The organism is Pelomonas candidula, from assembly GCF_043555985.1.
In the GTDB taxonomy this organism is placed as follows: domain Bacteria; phylum Pseudomonadota; class Gammaproteobacteria; order Burkholderiales; family Burkholderiaceae_C; genus Pelomonas; species Pelomonas candidula.
Genome location: NZ_JBIGIC010000006.1, coordinates 89,641 through 107,367, shown reverse-complemented (window position 1 = coordinate 107,367; position 17,727 = coordinate 89,641). Strand labels below are relative to the sequence as shown.

The following is a 17,727-nucleotide window of genomic DNA, read 5'->3' as shown; positions in this document are numbered from 1 at the left end:
ATTTCGTATGCTCATGCGGATGGACTGGGACGACATCAAGGTCTTTCTCGCCGTCGCCCGCGCCGGCTCACTGGGCGGCGCTGCGCGCGCGCTCGGGCAGACGCAGCCGACGATGGGACGGCGGCTCAAGGCCTTCGAGGACCGTCTGGGCACGCCGCTGTTCCAGCGCAGCGCCGACGGTTTCGTGCTGACCGACCTCGGCGAGCAGGTGCTGGCGCATGCCGAGCGCATGGAGGACGAGGCCCTGGGCTTCGCGCGCCGACTGGCCGGCCAGGGCGACGAACCCGAAGGGCTGCTGCGCGTGTCGTCGTCGGACTGGTTCGGCCTGCACGTGCTGGCGCCAGTGTTCGCGCGCTTTCGCGAGCGGCATCCGCGCGTCTGCATCGAGCTGATCACTGACGCGCGGCTCTACAACCTGGCTCGCCGCGAGGCCGACCTGGTGTTCCGCATCCGCGCTTTCGAGGGTGCCGACGTCGTGCAGCGGCGCTTGATGACGCTGCAGTACGCGCTCTACGGCGCCCCGGGCCTGCCGACGCCGAACTGGGGCCACGGCACGGGGCTGAACCTCGTGACGATGGACACGGCCTTCGGCCAGATGCCGGACGTGCAGTGGCTGCAGCGCGTGCTGCCCCATGCCCAGGTGGCGATGCGCAGCAACAACCGCACGGTGCAGGCCGCGCTGTGCGCCGCAGGCTGCGGCTGGGCCGTGCTGCCGCGGCTGCTGGGCGACCGCCACCCCGGCCTGGTGCGTGCCGATTTCGACGCCGACCCGCCGCCGGGACGGGACGTCTTCGTCGGCTACCACCGCGACCTGCGCCGCCTCGGCCGGCTGCAGCGCCTGCTGGCGCACGTGGTGGCGGAGCTCGTGCCCGTCACAATGCCGGCCAACCCGAAGCCTTGAAATGCCCGCGATGAAGAAGTTCGCCACCTGGAACGTCAATTCCCTCGCCGTCCGCCTGCCCCAGGTGCTGGACTGGCTGGCCGCCCATCCCGTCGACGCGCTGGTGCTGCAGGAGACCAAGCTCACCGACGACAAGTTCCCCACCGCCGACTTCGGCGCCGCCGGCTGGCAGGTGCAGTGGTTCGGCCAGAAGACCTACAACGGCGTCGCGCTGATCAGCCGCGAGCGCGCCGATGACGTCGTCAAGAACATTGCCGGCTTTGCCGACGAGCAGGCCCGCGTCATCGCCGGCACGGTGGGCGGCGTGCGCGTCATCGGCGGCTATTTCCCCAACGGCCAGGCGCCGGACAGCGACAAGTTCACCTACAAGATGAACTGGCTGACTGGCCTGCGCACCTGGCTCGCCGAGGAAATGAAGCGGCATCCGGAGCTGGTGCTGATGGGCGACTTCAACATCGCCCCGGAAGACCGCGACGTCTACGACCCGGTCGCCTGGGCCGGCCAGATCCACTGCACGCCCGAGGAGCGCGAACACTTCCAGCAGCTCCTCGCGCTGGGGCTGACTGACGCCTTCCGCCTGTTCGAGCAGCCGGCCAAGAGCTGGAGCTGGTGGGACTACCGCAACCTGGCCTTCCGCAAGAACCAGGGGCTGCGCATCGACCACATCCTCGTCAGCCCGGCGCTCAAGGCCCGCGTGACCGCCTGCGAGATCGACAAGCTGCCGCGCAAGAACGAGCGCCCTAGCGATCACGCGCCGGTGATCGTCACGATCGACGGCTGAGCCACCGCCCCTACTTCTTCGCCACGAAGTACGCCACCAGCGCGTTGGCGTGGCCGTGGCCCATCGCGTGCTCGGCCTTGAGCTTGTTGACCAGCTCCATGTGCTTGAGCGGGCCTGCGTCCTTGATGACCTGCTGCCAGTGGGCAATGGGCTGGCCGTAGGCCTTCTCGATGGACGGGAAATAGGAGGCCGGGCCTTTGACCTTGTCGTCGGTTGCCATGTGATTTCCTTCCGGGCGGTTGCCATGTGATTTCCTTCCGGGCGGTTGCCATCCACGACGACTGGCGGGCGACGGTTTCGACAGCGTCGCCTAAATCGCGTCCAGATTCGCCTGGAACCGCTCGAAGAAGCGGCCCACGTGCAGGCCATCGCACAGCGCGTGGTGCACGTCGACGGCCACCGGCATCAGCAGCCGGCCGCCCTGCTCGGTGAAGCGGCCGAATGCCACCTTGGGCCGGTCGTCGCCCTGGCCGCGGGCGTGCGTGAAGGCCGTGAAGGCCATCCACGGCAGCGCGGTCATGTGGACCAGCGTCTCCTCGCGGACGTCGCCGGGATCGTCGGCGGCGAACAGGTCGCCGCTGGCACGGCGCACGCGCTCGATGTTGGGCCGGGCGCGCGCAGCGAAGGCGACCAGCGACGCCTCGCGTGGCAGCGTCAGGAAGCCAAAGCTGCCGTCGTCGCGCAGCACGGTCGTGCTGGCATGGATGGTCGCGAACTCGCGCACGCCGCGGCCGTCGGCGATCAGCGTCTGGCGCATGCTATCGACGCCGTTGGCCGCCTCCAGCGCGGCGTGGTGGTAGGCCAGCCAGGGTGTCGCGCCGTGGGCGGCGGCGCGCTCGCGCAGGCCGGTCACATCCACCGGCACGGTGACGCTGAAGGCCGGCTGCGCCATGCGGCGGAAGTGTTCCAACGCGGCGCGGCGCGGCCAGGTTTCGAGAGGGATGTCACGGTCTTGCATGGGTGGCACGGGGCAGCGGCGGCGCGCTTGCGCCAGATCAACGGGTCAGCGGCGCAAGCCCCCGATGCTCGCATGTCAGAGGACCGAAACATGCGACATCAAGCCGTCACCCAACGCGAATATTCCTTCCCTGCGGGCCGCACACTGGTCTCGACGACCGATCTCAAGGGCCGCATCCTGCACGCCAACGCCGTCTTCGTCGAAACGAGTGGCTACGCGCTGGAGGAACTGCTGGGCCAGCCGCACAACATCCTGCGCCACCCGGACGTGCCGGAGGAAGCCTTTCGCGACATGTGGGCCACGATCCAGGCCGGGCGCCCGTGGTCGGGCGTCGTCAAGAACCGCCGCAAGAACGGTGACCACTACTGGGTCATGGCCAACGTGACGCCATTGCTGGACGGCGGCCAGCCGGTGGCCTATCTGTCCGTGCGTTCGCAGCCAACGCGGACACAGATCGAGCAGGCCGAGGGCCTCTACGCCGTCATGCGGCAGGAGAAGGCCGACGGCCAGTTGCGCCATCGGCTCGAGGGCGGCGAGCTGATCCGCCCCGGCCTGGCCGGTGTTTCGCATCGACTGGGGCGGCGCCTGCCGTGGCTGGTGGGCGTAGCGGCGCCGCTGGTGTCGGCCGGCGTGGCAGTTGCCGCTTTCGCATTCGGCGGTCCATGGGCTGCGGCAGGTGCTGCCGCCATCACGGCAACCGTGCTCGCCAAGCTGCGTCACGCGCGACTGCAGGCCGCATTTCAGCCCGCGCTTGACTTTGCGCACGCGCTGGCGGCCGGGGATCTTTCCACGAAGCTGCAAGCCAGCGGCAGTGCGCTGACACGCGACCTGGAGACCGCGCTGGCCCAGGTGTCCGTCAACCTGTGCGCGATGGTCATCGACACACGGCACGAGGTGGACCGTATCCGCAACGTCAGCGACGAGATCGCACAGGGCAACCGCGACCTGGCCCAGCGCACGGAGGCGCAGGCCAGCAACCTGCAGCAGACGGCGGCCAGCATGGAGCAGATCGCCGAGACGGTGCGGGGCACGACGTCGGAAACCGCTGCGGCCAGCGGCGTGGCCGGCGAGCTGCACGAGGTGTCGCGCCGCAGCGCCGACGTCGTGCACTCGGTGACCGACACGATGGGTGGCATCGCCGGATCGTCAGGACGCATCGGCGAGATCGTGCAGCTGATCGACAGCATCGCCTTCCAGACCAACCTGCTGGCGCTGAACGCGGCCGTCGAGGCCGCTCGCGCCGGCGAGCATGGCAAGGGCTTCGCCGTCGTGGCCGGCGAGGTGCGCGCGCTGGCACAACGCAGCTCGACGGCCGCGCGCGAGATCAAATCGTTGATCGACGACTCCACGAGGCGCGTGCAGGCCGGAGAGGCACAGACGCGCGCTGCGCGCGAGAGCATCGACGCGACGCTGGCGCAAGTCGACGCCTTCACGGCGCTCATCGCACACATCGACCAGGGGGCACATGCTCAGATGCGCGGCGTGGCCGAGGTGCACGGCGCCATCCGTCAGCTCGACGGCATCACGCAGCAGAACGCCAGCATGGTGGAACAGTTGGCGCGCGCCGCGACGCAGATGCTGGACGACACTGAACAAGTCAGCGCCGCGCTGCGCATCTTCCGGCTGGCCGCGAACGAGACGCGGGCGCTGCCGGAGGCGGTGGAACTCAGGCGCGCCGCCAAGCGGGCCTGAGGCCACGATTCAACTCAGACCGGAGCGTCGACCGCGCCGGGCTGGCGCATGCCGAAGTCATGCAGCGCGCGCTGCAGTTCCTCGGCGCGCTCTTCACCCAGATCACCCACGAGCCGGCTGGTGGGCGTCGTGCGGATCTGGCCGATCTGGTTGTAGCCGAGAGTCTTTGCCCGATCGAGCGTCCGCGAGGTCAGCGGCAGGCATTCGAGCGGCGCCTGGTCGGCGAGGCTCAAAAGACGGGCGTAAGTTTCGGAGGAGATGGACACGGTGTCGTCGAGTCCGGACGGCTTGCTTTGGGTCAGACGGGCGGACTCTGAAAGGATTTCAGGTTGCGCAGCCTCATCGGAAAGTGAGAGAGCCACGCACAACATTTAAAAGCCGAAGCGGGGAATTGCGAGGGCTTCGAGGACGATGTCGATCAGGCTCATTTGGGGCTCCAGCAAGGACGTTGACGGGTAATCGCTGACCCGGACTGTCCCTGTTTTTGCCCCCCTAGAAACCTGGCAACCCTGCTAGGTTGCGCGCCTCAAAGAATGCCAGCTGCCATGCACTTGATCACCGCCTGGTGCTTGGAATTCACGCCCAACTTGCGCATCGTGTTGCCAAGATGGAAGTTCACTGTCTTCTCGCTCATGCTGAGGATGACGCTGACCTCCCAGGCCGTTTTGCCTTGGGCCGTCCAGCTCAGCACGTCCATTTCTCGCTTGGTTAGCTTCGGCAGCGGGATCACCGCGCGTTCGTTCAATCTACGACTCAACAGCCGATCCGCCGCCACCATCGCATGCGAGGCCAGCAACTGCAGCCCGCCGATCACCTGCATCAACCCGCCGGCTGCGTTGGGCAGCGCCTCGTCGCGATCGACGCCGAGCAGGAAGGTCTTGTTCTCCGGCAAATGCAGCTTCACGGCGATGCCGGTCTTGTAGCCGTAAGGCGCCTGGGTCTCCCACAGCTCGCCGACGCCCGCGGCGACATATGTGTTCTGGTCATAGACGACTGGCAGCGGCTGGGACATCAGCCGATCTAGCACGGGATCGCGCAGGGCGTCACCCATGTCCTTTGCCGCGTTCGCATGGCCTTCGGGGATGTTGCCGAATGTACGGCCCTCGACACCTTCGCTACTCAACCCACCCCGCATGAGGGCGCCGGAAATCATCGGGAACCCCATCGCATCGGCCGTGGCCACGAGGCGCCTCTCGAAGCTCTCAAAGTCCTCGCTCAAGCCGACATCGATCAGCTGTTGATAGTTCATTTCCGGAGCGCCCATACCTGCCAAGTCTGCCAGCTTGTTGCGCCTGCCCGGTGAACACAGACTGCACTCCCGTTCGAATCGCACGACCGTGAGGTATTACCCATGTCGACCCTGATCCGGCTGCCCGAAGGCAGCGTCTGCTGGCCCGTGGCCGCGCTGTCCAGCGCCGCTGCAGATGTTCATCATGCCCAGACCCGCGTGGTCCGCACGGCCGGCGGCGAGCCTGCTGTGGGGGGCACGACGCGCTGGGAAAGGCGCTATGCCGACGTCAGCGCCTGGCTGGAGTGGGACTGGGTCGAACTCGGCGAAGGCACGGTCGCACAGGCCGACCCGCTCAGCGTGCGCTCCAACGTGCTGCTGCTGGACGACCGCGGCCGGCCGCTGCTGTCGTCGCGCCGGCGCGCAACACTGGCCACGCTGGTCTACCTGCTGCCATGGCAGGGGCCGGTGCTGGACGAGTTGCGTCGCGCAGCGCCGCAGCGGCGTGCGGCCAGCCACCCGATGCGCCTGGCTGCCTGAACCCAGGCGACAGCGCCGGTTGGCGCTCTTGCGCAGAATCGACGGCTCAACTCCCGCTGAGCCACAATGACCTCTGCCGACTCTCCCGACGACATCCTCGCCCGCTGGCGCGCCGACGAGGCCGCCGTGCTGAAGCGCGTGCAACGCGAGACCGGGCTCGCCTCACGCGCCATGCTGGCTGGCAAGACCGGGCTGCAGCAGATGCAGGCCATGGTGGACGGCCTGGCACCGCGCGCACCGATCAGCGGGACGATGGACTTCCTGCTGATCTCGGTTGCCGATGGCGAAGCCGTCTTCCAGGGGCGCCCGCAGTTCAAGCACTACAACCCGCTGGGCAGCGTGCATGGCGGCTGGTTCGCGACGCTGCTGGACTCCGCGCTGGGCTGCGCCGTGCATACGACGCTGCCCGTGGGGCGCGGCTACACGACGCTGGAGTTCAAGGTCAACCTCGTGCGCGCGCTGAACGACCAGGTACCGCTTGTGCGCGCCATCGGCCGCGTGGTGCACCGCGGCCGGCAGGTGACGACGTCGGAGGCCGAGCTCGTCGGCCATGACGGCAGGCTGTACGCGCACGCGAGCACGACCTGCCTGCTGTTCGACCTACCGCAGGGCTGAGGCCTCGGCCGCCAACTGCGTGATGCGCGCCCAGTCCTTGGCGTCGATGGCGTCCTGCGGCGTGAGCCAGGAGCCACCGCAGACCTTGACGTTGGGCAGCTTCAGGAAGTCGGGCGCCGTCTGCAGCGAGATGCCACCGGTGGGGCAGAAGGCCACGTCCGGGAACGGGCCGGCCAGCGCCTTCAGCAGATTCACGCCGCCTACGGCAGTCGCCGGGAACAGCTTCAGGAAGTTGAAGCCGGCCGAGTTGGCCTGCATGACTTCAGAAGCAGTGGACACGCCCGGCAGCAGGGGCAGGCCCTCGGCCTTGCAGGCTGAGGCCAGCGCGTCGGTGTAGCCAGGGCTGACGCCGAAAACGCAGCCGGCGTTCTTCGCGTTGGTCACGTCCTGCGGCGTGCGCAGCGTGCCGGCGCCAACGATGGCGCCGGGCACCTTGGCCATGAGTTCCATGGCCTGCAGCGCGACGGGGGTACGCAGCGTCACTTCGAGCACCTTGACGCCGCCGGCGACCAGCGCTTCGGCCAGCGGCACGGCGTCTTCCAGGCGCTGGATGACGATGACGGGGATGACGGGGCCGTGGCTGGCCAGGCTCAGGGTTTCAAGCATTCTTCAATTCTCACAACCAAGTGATGGCGCCCTCTTCGGCACTCAGCACGTTGCGTCGCAGACCCGCGAAGAGTTCGCGGCCCAGACCGTGGGCGTTGACATCGGCTTCCGCAGGGTCGAGCTTGACGTTGTCACGGGCATTCCATTCCGCCTCATCGACCAGCGCCGCCAGCACGCCATTGACGGCGCAGACGCGCACGACGTCGCCGTCGCGCAGCTTGGCCAGCGGGCCGCCGGCCAGCGCCTCGGGGCTGACGTGGATGGCCGCCGGCACCTTGCCCGACGCGCCGCTCATGCGGCCGTCCGTCACCAGTGCAACGCGGAAGCCCTTGCCCTGCAGCACGGCCAGCGGCGGCGTCAGCTTGTGCAGCTCGGGCATGCCGTTGGCATGCGGCCCCTGGAAACGCACGACGACGACGACATCCTTCTCCAGCTCGCCGTTCTTGAAAGCGGCCAGCATGGCTTCCTGCGTCGTGAAGATGCGGCAGGGCGCCTCGATGGTGTGGCGGTCCTCCGGCACGGCCGAGGACTTGATGACGGCCCGGCCCAGGTTGCCGGCCAGAAGCTTCAGACCACCCGTGGCGCTGAACGGCGCGGCAGCACCCCGGACGACGCTGTCGTCGGCACTCGTGGCCGGCAAAGCTTCTCGGATGACCTCGCCGCCCTGCCCCACGGCGCGCGGTACGGTGCCGTAGGGGCGCAGGTTGTCGCCACCGACCGAGAGGACGTCCTCGTGCATGAGGCCGGCGTCCAGCAGCTCGCGGATGACGAAGCTCGGGCCGCCAGCGGCCTGGAACTGGTTCACGTCGGCGCTACCGTTCGGGTAGACGCGGGCCAGCAGCGGCACGACGCCGGAGAGGTCCGAGAAGTCCGTCCAGTCGATGAGGATGCCCGCTGAACGAGCAACAGCCACCCAGTGGATTAGGTGGTTGGTCGACCCGCCCGTTGCCAGCAGCGCGACCATCGCGTTGACGATGCAGCGCTCGTCGACGATGTGGCCGATCGGCTTGGCAGCGTGTCCGGCCAGGCGGCCACTGATCTTCAGCGCCGTGCCGACGGCCTCGCGCGTCAGTGCGGTGCGGAGGTCGTCGTGCGGATGCACGAAGGCGCTGCCGGGCACATGCAGGCCCATGGCCTCCAGCAGCATCTGGTTGCTGTTGGCCGTGCCGTAGAAGGTGCAGGTGCCGGCGCTGTGATAGGCCGCGGATTCGCTCTTCAGCAGCTCGTCGCGGCCGACCTTGCCCTGGGCGTACAGCTCGCGGACCTTGGCCTTGTCGCTGTTGGAAATGCCGGTACCCATGGGGCCAGCCGGCACGAAAACGCAGGGCAGATGACCGAAGTGCAGCGCACCGATCAGCAAGCCCGGCACGATCTTGTCGCAGATGCCCAGCAGCAGCGCTGCGTCGAAAACGTCGTGCGTCAGCGCGATGGCGGTGGCCATGGCGATGGTGTCGCGCGAGAACAGGCTCAGCTCCATGCCGGGCAGGCCTTGCGTGACGCCGTCGCACATGGCCGGCACGCCGCCAGCAACCTGCACGGTGGCGCCCAGGCGATGGGCTTCGGCGCGGATCTGCGCCGGATAGTTCTCGTACGGCTGGTGGGCCGACAACATGTCGTTGTAGGCCGTGACGACGCCGAGGTGCGGCGCCTTCTCGGCAACGATGCGCAGCTTGTCGTTGGTGGGCAATGCCGCGACGGCGTGGGCGACGTTGGCGCAACCCATGCGCTCGAAACCGCGCTGGCGGTTGTTGAGCTGGGCGATGCGGGCCAGGTAGTCGCCGCGCAGCTTGGCGCTGCGCTCGCGGATGCGCTGGGTGACTTCGTTCAGTGTGGATTTCATGCTGGGTCTCCTGGGACTCTCGTAACCGGCCCTTGGAAATTTAGGTAACCATATTACTTGCCCACAAGGACTCGCGGGTTACGGCCTGGGTACCAGAGCAACATCGGGCAAGCGCTTTCACGCTTTGTCGACCGTTCTCCGTGACAAGATGATCGGCGATGGCTTCACAGGCAATCCACATTCCTCACGGTCCGGCGCGCAGCGCCCATCTGCTGCAGCGAACGACCACCGAGTGGCGAGCCAGCGGCGACGACCTGCTGCTGTTCGCCTACGGGTCGCTGATCTGGCGGCCTGAGTTCGAGTATGCCCAGGCCGTGCAGGCCAAGGTGCTGGGCTACCACCGCGTACTGCGGATGCGCTCGCGTGTGAACCGCGGATCGCCGCAGGAACCGGGGCTGGTGCTGGCACTGATCTCGGGCGGCAGCTGCCGTGGGTTGGTCTACCGCATCCCCCGCGCCCTCGGCGAGGATGTGCTGCCCCGCCTGTGGGCACGTGAGATGCCCAACGGCGTCTACGAGCCGCGCTGGCTGAACTGCGAGACGGCAGCAGGCCGGCTGCGCGCGCTGGCTTTCACGCTGTCACGCCAGAGCCCCAACTGGACCGGACCGCTGCGCGAGCCGGAACTGCTGCACATCTTCCAGCACGCCCGAGGCCGCTATGGCACGACGCTGGACTATCTGCTGCGAACCGTCCAGGGTTTGCGCGAACATGGCATCCGGGACCTGGAACTTGAGCGCCAGGCGCATCTGGCGGCACAGCACGGGCTGTGCGCGCCGCTGTAGCGCTCAGCTGAGCAGCCGCGCGAGGTCTTCCGCGGTATCCACGTCGATGTGCACGCCGGGATCGTCGACATCGATCGGCTGGGCCGGATAGCGCGCGACGATGCGCCGCGCGCCTTCGTCACCCTGCAAGGCCATCAGCTCGGAGTACAGCTCGGTGCTGAAGCCGACGGGGTGCCCCTGCATGCCGCGGTATTGCGCGTAGCAGACGGGATAGCGCGCCAGCCCCGCGGCGACAGCCGAGATCGTGGCTGGCTGCACCAGCGGCATGTCGGCCGGCAGGATGAGCCAGCCGTCGGCGTCGCCCGTGGCGCTGACGCCGGCGACGATGGAATGCCCCATGCCGATGGGGTTCGGTCGGCCGTCGGCGTCGCGCTCGGGCAGCGTCACGACGTCGCGCGCGGCGATGAGCTTGTGCACGGAGGGCGCGAGCGCAGGTGTCGTCACGACGACAACCGGAAGTTGCGTGGAGATGGCATGGCGCAGCGTGCGCGCCAGCAAGGTGTCTGCGCCAGGCGTACCGGCCAGCGTCTGTTCCAGCTTGTGGCCAGGGCCACGAAAGCGTGAACCTCGTCCTGCGGCCAGCACCACGACGGCGGGGCGTCGTTTGATCATCAGGAGGGCCTGTTCATCATGCTGCAGTGCCACAAGCATGCCGGTCGGGTCAGCCATTGAGAAACTGGGACGTTCACCTAAGGGAAGGTCTGCATACTTCGGGTCATGAGCAAGCTGAGTGATTTCCGAAAGAGCTACGAATTGGGGGAACTGGACGAGGCCGAGGCCGCGGACGGTCCGCTGGCGCTGTTCAACCGCTGGATGGACGAGGCCATCGCGCACGACGTGTCCGAACCCACGGCGATGACGGTGGCCACCGTCGGCGCCAACGGCCGGCCGTCAACGCGCGTCGTGCTGCTGAAGGGCTGCGACGCGCGCGGCTTCGTCTGGTTCACGAACTACGAAAGCCGCAAGGGCGAAGAGTTAGCACATCTGCCTTTCGCGGCGCTGCAGTTCCACTGGGTGGAGATGGAGCGCGTCGTGCGCATCGAGGGCAAGGTCGAGAAGACGTCGGCGCAGGAATCGGACGATTACTTCAAGAGCCGCCCGCTGGACTCGCGCCTGGGCGCCTGGGCCTCGCCGCAGAGCCGCGTCATCAGCTCGCGCGCCGTGCTGGTGGCCAATGCGGCCAAGGCGGCCGTCCAGCATGGACTCAACCCCGAGCGGCCGCCGCACTGGGGCGGTTACCGCCTGGTACCGGAACGTTTCGAGTTCTGGCAGGGGCGCCGCTCGCGGCTGCACGACCGGCTGGTGTTCACGGCGGATGGCGACCGTTGGTTGCGAGAACGCCTGGCGCCCTGAGCGCCGAGGTCAGTTGACGGCGTTGCCGTCTTCCACGCGGTAGTAGAGGCCGTAGGGATCGTCCATCAGCACGGCCAACTGGCCCTCGACGACGACCGGTTCCAGCGTGTAGCGCACCGGTTTCTTCGTGCGCACCTCGACCAGGCCTTCGGGCCCGGCCGGCACGCAGAACGAGCAGGTCGTCGGCACGGAAGACAGCAGGAAATGCTGCTGCTTGTCGCCCGCCTCCAGCGGCATCATGAAGCCCTGCACCTTGACCGTCTTGCGGTCCAGCGCCTGAACGGCGGCCGGGAAGGTCGGCACGATTTTCTTCTTCTCGGCCTTGGCCGTGACCTGGGACAACAGCTTCCACGACACGATGTCGGCGCGCTCCTCCAGCGGCTTGAAGGGGCTGCGCGGATCGTGATAGCCGGGGCCCTGGCCGAGGACGGGCGGGGTCTGCGCGAAGGCCGCGGCGGCAGCCAGGCAAAGGGCGAGGACAGGCGTGTACTTCATGGTGGGCGGATTGTCGGGGTTCAGCGCGGAGCTTGCAGCAGCGTCGTGACATCCAGGCGATAAGCCCGCCAGGCCGGCCAAGCCGACGCGATCAGTGCCATGCCGCCGGCCAGCAGCGGCACCAGCCATTCGGCCTCGCTGACACCCAGCGGCCCCAATCGAAGCGACTGCCGCTCGGCCAGCAACCTTTCCAGCAGCGCGACGAGGCCATGCCCGGCAGCGAGCCCCAGCACGGTCGCCAGGCCGGCCAGCAACAGCGCCTCCAGCGCGATCAGCGTCGCAACGCGGGAGGCCGGTGCGCCCAGCATGCGCAGCATCGCCAGGTCACCCTGCCGCGCGCGCACCGCATGCAGCAGCGCAACCCACACCGACAGCCCGGCCGCCACCAGCAGCACGATGCCGAAGCCGCGCAGCACCTCCGTGCCCGCACCCACCATGCGCATCAGGCGGGCCGTTTCCAGCGCCGGCGCGGCGGACTGCAGGCCGTCCTGCGCATTGACCCAGCGCGGCAGCATGACCGCGGCCAGCGGGCTGCGGTAACGCACCAGCGCCAGCGTGATCTCTTGAGGCCCGTCTTCGTCGTGGGCGTCATGGTGGTCGCCATGGACCTCCCACACCGACGCGATGTCGGTCAGCACCAGCCGGTCCAGGACGCTGCCCGACTCCGCCAACAGGCCAACGACCTCGAACTGGTGCTCGCCATGCGCGCCCCCCCCTTCTGCGAGGCCGTGGCTGCCGGCGAAATGATCCCCGACCTTCAGTCCGCTCGTGCGCGCAACCTCCGCGCCCAGCACCGCCTGCATCGGTTTCGTCCAGAGCGCTCCTGCGGAGATCAGGCCGCCATAAAGGTCCAGGTAGTCAGGCGTGGTGCCGGCGATGCGGTAGCCGTGGAATGAGTCCCCCAGCGAGAGCGGCACAGCCTGGGCGACGAGGGGCTGCCGCTTCAACGCGTCCAGCGTCGCGAGCGGGATGTTCCCGGTCGGCGAATCCAGGTGGAAGACACCCGCCAGCATGATCTGTATCGGGCTGCCCTTGGCGCCGACGACGAGGTCGATGCCGGCCAGGTCGCGCTTGAGCCCCGCCTCGACCTGGGCGCTGGCGCGCAGCACGAAGGTCACGGCCGCGAGGCCCAATGTCAACAGCAGCAGGTTCAGCGCGGTCGTCAGCGGGCTGGACCACAGATAGCGCCAGGCGAGGCGGATCATCGCGAGCCCTCGTCCAGCCAGAACGTCGTCCGATTGCCTGTCGGCAGGGCCGGTCGGTCGGCCGGCAGCTTGCCGCGCAGCACGACCTCGGCCACGTCCTCCCGCGCGCCCAGCGCCTCGATGACGCGGCCGTCATGGCTGGCGATGATCAGCGTGCAGCCCTCGCGCTCGGCCGTGTCCAGCAGCAGTGCCAGCATGTGCAGCGCGTGCTCGTCGTCGAGGCTGGCGCTGGGTTCGTCGGCCAGCAGCAGTTTGGGGCGGCGCATCAGTGCGCGGGCCAGCGCCACGCGTTGCGCCTGGCCGACGCTGAGCTGGTGGGGGCGTCGGCCGGCCAGTTCGGCGATGTCGAGCGCCGTCAGCAGCTCTTCTGCGCGGGCGATGTCGGCCCCCTGCCCTGCCGCCAATGCCGGCAGCGCCAGGTTCTCGGCCACGGTCAGCGCCTCGCTGAGGTGCAGCCGCTGCGGCACGACGCCCAGCGTCGCGCCGCGCCAAGCATCCAGCGCGCGCGGGCTCAGACCCGACAGGGACGTGCCGGCGACCTCCAACTCGCCTTGCTGCACGCGAAGCAGGCCGGACAGCAGAGCCAGCAGCGTCGACTTGCCCGAGCCCGACGCGCCGCGCAGCAGCAGGTGTCGGCCCGGTCCCAGCGCGAAATCGGCATAGCGGATGGGCTCCGCCGTCCCCGCGTACTGATGAACCAGCCCCCCCCAGGCCAGCATCACTTGACCAGCCGCTTGAAGCTGGACAGGAACTTGTCCACCTTGCCGGCGACGACGAAGGCGCAGTAGCCCTGGTCCGGGTTGCGGGCGTAGTAGTGCTGGTGGTAGGCCTCGGCCGCGTGGTAGTTGGCCTCGGGCTGCAGCTCGGTAACGACTCGGCCGACGTGATGGTCGTCGGCCTCTTTCAGAACCTCTTGCACCAGCTGGCGCTGCGTCTCGGTATGCCAGTAGATGGCCGAGCGGTATTGCGTGCCGACGTCCGCGCCCTGGCGGTTCAGCGTCGTCGGGTCGTGGATGGTGAAGAAGACCTCCAGCAACTCGCGCAACGACACCTCGGCGGGGTCGAAGTCCAGGCGCACGACTTCGGCGAAACCAGTGTGGCCGCTGCAGACCTGCTCGTAGCTGGGCGCCGGGCCCTGACCGTTGCTGTAGCCGCTTTCGACGCGGTGCACGCCGCGCACGCGCTCGTAGACGGCTTCCAGGCACCAGAAGCAGCCGCCGGCAAGGGTGATGCGTTCGAGATTCATGGGTTGACTTTCATTGGGCGCCGAGGGACAGCTCGACGTGGGGGCGCCAACCGCTCTCGCAAGCCCCGTTGCAAAGCTTGGGGGCAGCAAGGAACACGCGGGCGTTGGGCGCCCCGCGGGCCAGCAACGCGTCGCGCACGGCCACGGCGCGCGCCACGGCGAGCTGGCGCAGGGCCTCGTCGTCCACGTCGTAGCTGGCCATCAGCAGGCCGCGCATCTCGGCTGGCGGCAGATCCTTGGCGAGGCCCAGCACGTTGCGAGGTTTGTTGGGCAACTTGGTGGCGGCGTAGAGGCGCTTCAGCGCGGCATCGGGCGTGGCAGCGTTCTCGGCCTTCAGCGCCGCGGCCAGGCGCAGCTCGCGCACGGCGGGCACCTCGGTCTCGGCGTCGGCCCAGCCGGTCAGCGTCAGCTGCACACCGGGCTTGTCGGCCAGCGTCTTCGCGAGGCGATCGAGCTTGTCGGTCGCGGCCAGCTCGGCAGTGCCGGGTGCGAAGGCGATCTGCGCCTCCTCGGGTGAATCGCTGCCGGTGAACAGCGAGAACGGCGACGTCAGCGCCTTGCCGATCAGGTTCAGGAACAGCTTCCAGACCAGGCCGCCGACGCTGAACTCGGGGTCGTTCAGCGAGCCGCTGACCGGCAGGTTCACGTCGATGACGCCGTTACGGTCCTTCAGCAGCGCGACGGCAAAGCGCACCGGCAGGCTGGTCGCGTCCGGGCTTTCGACGCGGTCGCCGAAGGTCAGCTGGTTCAGGATGATCTGGTTGCTGGCCACCAGCTGGCCGCCGGGCTCGACCTTGTAGTTCAGCTTGGCCGACAGCTTGCCGCGCTCGATCGCATAGCCGGCGTACTTGCCTGCGTAGGTGGACAGGGGCGCCAGCTCGATGTCGGTCGCGTTGGCCTGCACGTCCATGGCCAGCGGCGCGCCGGGCTTGAGCTGGCCGTCGATCTCCAGCAGGCCCGTGCCGGCGACCTTGCCGCGCACGGTCAGCGGCGCCATCGCGGTGCCGACGGACGAGAAGGCGCCGAGCGAGCCTTGCAGGTCGGTCAGCCGGGCGCTGTAGTTGGGCTTCACGAAGTGGTCGTTGAAGTCCACCGTGCCGCGGTTGACGCGGATGCTCTCCACGGCGAACTCGGGCTGTGGCGCCGAGGCCGCCGGCGCGGGTGCTGACGCCGCTGCGGCTGCCGCGGATGCGGCCTCGGCCGGCCCGATGTCACGCAGATTGAAGCGCCCCTGCTCGTTGACGATGAGGCGGGCGTAGGCGTCATCCAGCGCCGCCTCTTTCGCGCTCATGCGCGGCGGCGCGCCGGGTGCCAGCGCAACCTTGAGGCCGGCAAGCTGCAGCGCCTGCCAGCTCAGCAGGTCTTCGCCGACAACGCGCTGGCCGTCGACGACACGGGTCTGCAGCAGCGCCAGCGGCCCCACGCGCACATCGCCGCCCAGCGTGGCCTGCCAGGCACCGTCGGCCTGCTGGCTGGTGTTCAGCTCGGCCTTCAGCCCCAGCTCGGCGCGCTGCAGATGCAATCCCCAGGCGGGGTCGAGGTAGGCGTTCAGCAGTTGCAGCGGCAATGCCTGCGCCTGCAGGTTGCCGGTGGCCGACAACGGCGCCAGGCCCACGCGGCCCGTCCACTGCAGGCTGCCGGCACTGGCCGGCACGGGCTGGTCGTTGGCGCCCAGCGCGGCGAGCTGCATCGTCATCTGGGCCTGCACCGGCGCCGTGGCCGGCCAGGCGAGCGCGCCGAGCTGCAGCTTCAGCGGCTCGACGGCCAGCGCAACCGGCGCCACACCGGCGGGCACGGCGGCGTCGCGCCAGCGCAGGCCGCCGCGGTCGACCTGCAGGCCGGCGAGCTGGATCTTCCAGGTTGGGGCGGCGGTCGATGCCGGGGTCTCAGGCGACCGCAGTGCGTCGATGTTGAGCCTGCCATCGCCGGCGCGGGCCAGCTGGGCGCGCGGCGTGTCGAGCTTGAGCACGCTCAGACGGAGCGTGCGGGCGGCGGGGTCGACGTCGGCCTGGTCAAGCTGGGCGCCAGCCAGCGTCAGCACCGGCTTGGCGGCCAGGCTCAGCTTGCCGTCGCTGACCTGCAGCTCCCGCAGCGTCAGCTTCGCGCGGTCGGCGGCGCCGCTGGCCAGCGGGTCCTTCACGCGGAGCTCGGCCTTGCCAGACAGGCTGGCGGCGAGCCTGGCTCCGCCGGGCAGCGGCAGCCAGGCGGACAGGCGCTCGACGGCCAGGCCCTGCAGGTCGGCCTGGGCGTCCAGTGCGTCCGGCGACAGCTTGGCCTGCGTGCTCAGCGCCCCCCCGTTTTCAGCCAGGCGCAGGCTGGCGTCCAGCTGGGCCGCCCCCTTCAGCGGCCAGGCCGCGGGGCCGAGCTTGAGCTGGATGGCTTCCAGCCCAAGCTCTCGGGCCGACAAGCGGCCGTCCGTCACCTCGACGCCGGCGAGGTTGACCTGCCAAGGCGCTGCAGCCCCGCCACCATTGCTGCCCTGCCCGGACGCCGGCAGCGGCCGCAGCCAGGCGCTGGGCTCCTCAAGCTGGATGAGGCCAAAGCTCAGCTGGCGGCGCAACGGTTGCACGTCGGCCAGCGGCAGGCTCAGACGCTTGAGATTGAACAGTGGCTGGCCGTCGGGCTGGGTCAGCGACAGCTCATGCAGCTGCAAGCCGCCGCTGAGCTTGACGCCGGGCGGCTGCTTGGGCTGCTCGGCAAAGTCCAGCGCCAGGTCGACATCCAGCGTGCCGCCGGCAAGCCGCAGCGGCAGGCTCGCGGGCAGATAGGCCGCCAGCGGCGCCAGGTCCAGGCCAGCCAGCTTGAACGACAGCCGGCCGCTGGCATCGTCCTCGAAGGGCAGCGCCTCGGCGCGGCTGTCGAAGGCGACGCCGTCGAGCTTGCCGCTCAGGTGGGGCAGCACCTTGACCTTGACGTCGGCTTCCAGCGTCGACACGAACGGCAGGGCCAGGTGCAGCGCGGCGAGCTCGTGCTTGCGCTGCACGGGCCGGTCGTCGAACAGCAGGCGGCCCTCGGTCAGCTCGATGTTGTAGACGGCGAACTCGGGGCTTTCGCCCTCGGGTGCGCCCGGCTTGGCGGCGAAGCGCTGCAGCAGGTCGTCGATGTCGTAGTGGCCTTCCGATACGCGTGCCAGCCGCAGTTCGGGCTTGGTCAGCGTCAGTGATTCGACGACGGCGTGGCCGCGCAACAGCGAACGCAGCGACAAGGCCGCGTCCAGCCTGCCGAGCGTGAACAGCGGCGGCTGGCCGGCCGCAGGGCTGCCGATGCTCAGGTCGTCCACGACCACGGCCAAGCGCCAGGGCTGGAAATGCGCCTGCCCGACCTTGACCGGCCGACCCAGCGCCTCGCTGGCCAGCGCCACGCCGCGGTCGGCGACCCAGCCTGGCAGGGCCAGGGTCACGATCAGCAGCAACAGGGAAATCAGCGCCGATAGACCCACGAGGGTCCAAAGGGCGATGCGAACGGGGGAGCGGGAAGAGGTCATC

19 protein-coding genes are annotated in these 17,727 nt (G+C 69.0%); 7 read left to right on the top strand and 12 right to left on the bottom strand.

Translation table 11 applies throughout. The annotated features are described in order from the left end of the window. Window positions 1–7: 7 nt before the first annotated feature. Together ACG04R_RS13755 and xth are read left to right on the top strand one after the other, a co-directional pair. Window positions 8–901 carry a LysR family transcriptional regulator gene (locus ACG04R_RS13755; RefSeq protein ID WP_394411232.1) on the top strand — a complete coding sequence of 298 codons (894 nt, stop codon included), beginning with the start codon at window positions 8–10 and terminating at the stop codon, window positions 899–901. Window positions 902–911: 10 nt separating this feature from the next. After that, window positions 912–1,682, top strand: coding sequence for an exodeoxyribonuclease III (xth, locus tag ACG04R_RS13750; RefSeq protein ID WP_394411229.1), 771 nt, complete (start codon window positions 912–914; stop codon window positions 1,680–1,682). A gap of 10 nt (window positions 1,683–1,692) precedes the next feature. Here the strand turns inward: xth and ACG04R_RS13745 are convergent, their stop codons facing one another. Both ACG04R_RS13745 and ACG04R_RS13740 read right to left on the bottom strand, forming a co-directional pair. Next, complete coding sequence (locus ACG04R_RS13745; protein ID WP_394411226.1) at window positions 1,693–1,902, bottom strand: DUF4287 domain-containing protein; 210 nt, start codon at window positions 1,900–1,902, stop codon at window positions 1,693–1,695. Between the two features lie 90 nt (window positions 1,903–1,992). Beyond that, the gene (locus ACG04R_RS13740) at window positions 1,993–2,640 is read right to left on the bottom strand and encodes a CatA-like O-acetyltransferase (protein ID WP_394411223.1); all 648 of its coding nucleotides are present in this window, start codon (window positions 2,638–2,640) and stop codon (window positions 1,993–1,995) included. Window positions 2,641–2,730: 90 nt separating this feature from the next. Here ACG04R_RS13740 and ACG04R_RS13735 point away from each other — a divergent pair, with 90 nt between their 5' ends. After that, complete coding sequence (locus ACG04R_RS13735) at window positions 2,731–4,332, top strand: methyl-accepting chemotaxis protein (protein WP_394411220.1); 1,602 nt, start codon at window positions 2,731–2,733, stop codon at window positions 4,330–4,332. A 14-nt stretch (window positions 4,333–4,346) separates the two neighbouring features. Here ACG04R_RS13735 and ACG04R_RS13730 read toward each other — a convergent pair whose 3' ends face one another. Together ACG04R_RS13730 and ACG04R_RS13725 are read right to left on the bottom strand one after the other, a co-directional pair. Then, on the bottom strand, window positions 4,347–4,694 hold the full coding sequence (locus tag ACG04R_RS13730) for a hypothetical protein (RefSeq protein WP_394411217.1): 348 nt from the start codon (window positions 4,692–4,694) through the stop codon (window positions 4,347–4,349). 164 nt (window positions 4,695–4,858) lie between these two features. After that, window positions 4,859–5,581: a LuxR C-terminal-related transcriptional regulator gene (locus tag ACG04R_RS13725; protein WP_394411214.1), complete on the bottom strand. Its 723-nt coding sequence runs from the start codon at window positions 5,579–5,581 to the stop codon at window positions 4,859–4,861. Between the two features lie 102 nt (window positions 5,582–5,683). Here ACG04R_RS13725 and ACG04R_RS13720 point away from each other — a divergent pair, with 102 nt between their 5' ends. Further along, window positions 5,684–6,100 carry a hypothetical protein gene (locus tag ACG04R_RS13720; RefSeq protein WP_394411211.1) on the top strand — a complete coding sequence of 139 codons (417 nt, stop codon included), beginning with the start codon at window positions 5,684–5,686 and terminating at the stop codon, window positions 6,098–6,100. A gap of 66 nt (window positions 6,101–6,166) precedes the next feature. After that, window positions 6,167–6,715 (top strand): PaaI family thioesterase, encoded by a 549-nt coding sequence (locus ACG04R_RS13715; RefSeq protein WP_394411208.1) that lies wholly within the window; start codon window positions 6,167–6,169, stop codon window positions 6,713–6,715. Here the strand turns inward: ACG04R_RS13715 and eda are convergent. Together eda and edd are read right to left on the bottom strand one after the other, a co-directional pair. After that, on the bottom strand, window positions 6,701–7,321 hold the full coding sequence (gene eda / locus ACG04R_RS13710; RefSeq protein WP_394411205.1) for a bifunctional 4-hydroxy-2-oxoglutarate aldolase/2-dehydro-3-deoxy-phosphogluconate aldolase: 621 nt from the start codon (window positions 7,319–7,321) through the stop codon (window positions 6,701–6,703). The two genes, ACG04R_RS13715 and eda, sit on opposite strands and share 15 nt — an antisense overlap. A 10-nt stretch (window positions 7,322–7,331) precedes the next feature. Next, window positions 7,332–9,161 (bottom strand): phosphogluconate dehydratase, encoded by a 1,830-nt coding sequence (edd, locus tag ACG04R_RS13705; RefSeq protein WP_394411202.1) that lies wholly within the window; start codon window positions 9,159–9,161, stop codon window positions 7,332–7,334. A gap of 158 nt (window positions 9,162–9,319) precedes the next feature. Here edd and ACG04R_RS13700 point away from each other — a divergent pair, with 158 nt between their 5' ends. Next, window positions 9,320–9,943, top strand: coding sequence for a gamma-glutamylcyclotransferase (locus tag ACG04R_RS13700; protein WP_394411199.1), 624 nt, complete (start codon window positions 9,320–9,322; stop codon window positions 9,941–9,943). Between the two features lie 3 nt (window positions 9,944–9,946). On the opposite strand, the gene ACG04R_RS13695 is transcribed toward ACG04R_RS13700, so the two are convergent. Then, window positions 9,947–10,555 (bottom strand): nucleotidyltransferase family protein, encoded by a 609-nt coding sequence (locus tag ACG04R_RS13695; RefSeq protein ID WP_394411198.1) that lies wholly within the window; start codon window positions 10,553–10,555, stop codon window positions 9,947–9,949. Between the two features lie 105 nt (window positions 10,556–10,660). On the opposite strand from ACG04R_RS13695, the gene pdxH reads away from it, so the two are divergent. Further along, window positions 10,661–11,296 carry a pyridoxamine 5'-phosphate oxidase gene (gene pdxH, locus ACG04R_RS13690; protein WP_394411195.1) on the top strand — a complete coding sequence of 212 codons (636 nt, stop codon included), beginning with the start codon at window positions 10,661–10,663 and terminating at the stop codon, window positions 11,294–11,296. A 9-nt stretch (window positions 11,297–11,305) separates the two neighbouring features. Here the strand turns inward: pdxH and ACG04R_RS13685 are convergent, their stop codons facing one another. From ACG04R_RS13685 to ACG04R_RS13665, 5 genes are read right to left on the bottom strand one after another with little or no spacing between them, the layout of a single operon-like run. Next, a complete protein-coding gene (locus ACG04R_RS13685; RefSeq protein ID WP_394411192.1) occupies window positions 11,306–11,791 on the bottom strand; it encodes a DUF3299 domain-containing protein in 486 nt (161 codons plus the stop codon). A 20-nt stretch (window positions 11,792–11,811) separates the two neighbouring features. After that, on the bottom strand, window positions 11,812–12,996 hold the full coding sequence (locus ACG04R_RS13680) for an ABC transporter permease (RefSeq protein WP_394411189.1): 1,185 nt from the start codon (window positions 12,994–12,996) through the stop codon (window positions 11,812–11,814). Beyond that, window positions 12,993–13,715 carry an ATP-binding cassette domain-containing protein gene (locus ACG04R_RS13675; RefSeq protein WP_394411186.1) on the bottom strand — a complete coding sequence of 241 codons (723 nt, stop codon included), beginning with the start codon at window positions 13,713–13,715 and terminating at the stop codon, window positions 12,993–12,995. Before ACG04R_RS13675 ends, ACG04R_RS13680 begins: the two co-directional genes overlap by 4 nt. Continuing rightward, the gene (msrA, locus tag ACG04R_RS13670) at window positions 13,715–14,242 is read right to left on the bottom strand and encodes a peptide-methionine (S)-S-oxide reductase MsrA (RefSeq protein WP_394411183.1); all 528 of its coding nucleotides are present in this window, start codon (window positions 14,240–14,242) and stop codon (window positions 13,715–13,717) included. The genes ACG04R_RS13675 and msrA overlap by 1 nt, the downstream gene beginning before the upstream one ends. Before the next feature lie 10 nt (window positions 14,243–14,252). Then, the gene (locus ACG04R_RS13665) at window positions 14,253–17,726 is read right to left on the bottom strand and encodes a DUF748 domain-containing protein (RefSeq protein ID WP_394411180.1); all 3,474 of its coding nucleotides are present in this window, start codon (window positions 17,724–17,726) and stop codon (window positions 14,253–14,255) included. Between the last annotated feature and the right edge of the window lies 1 nt (window position 17,727).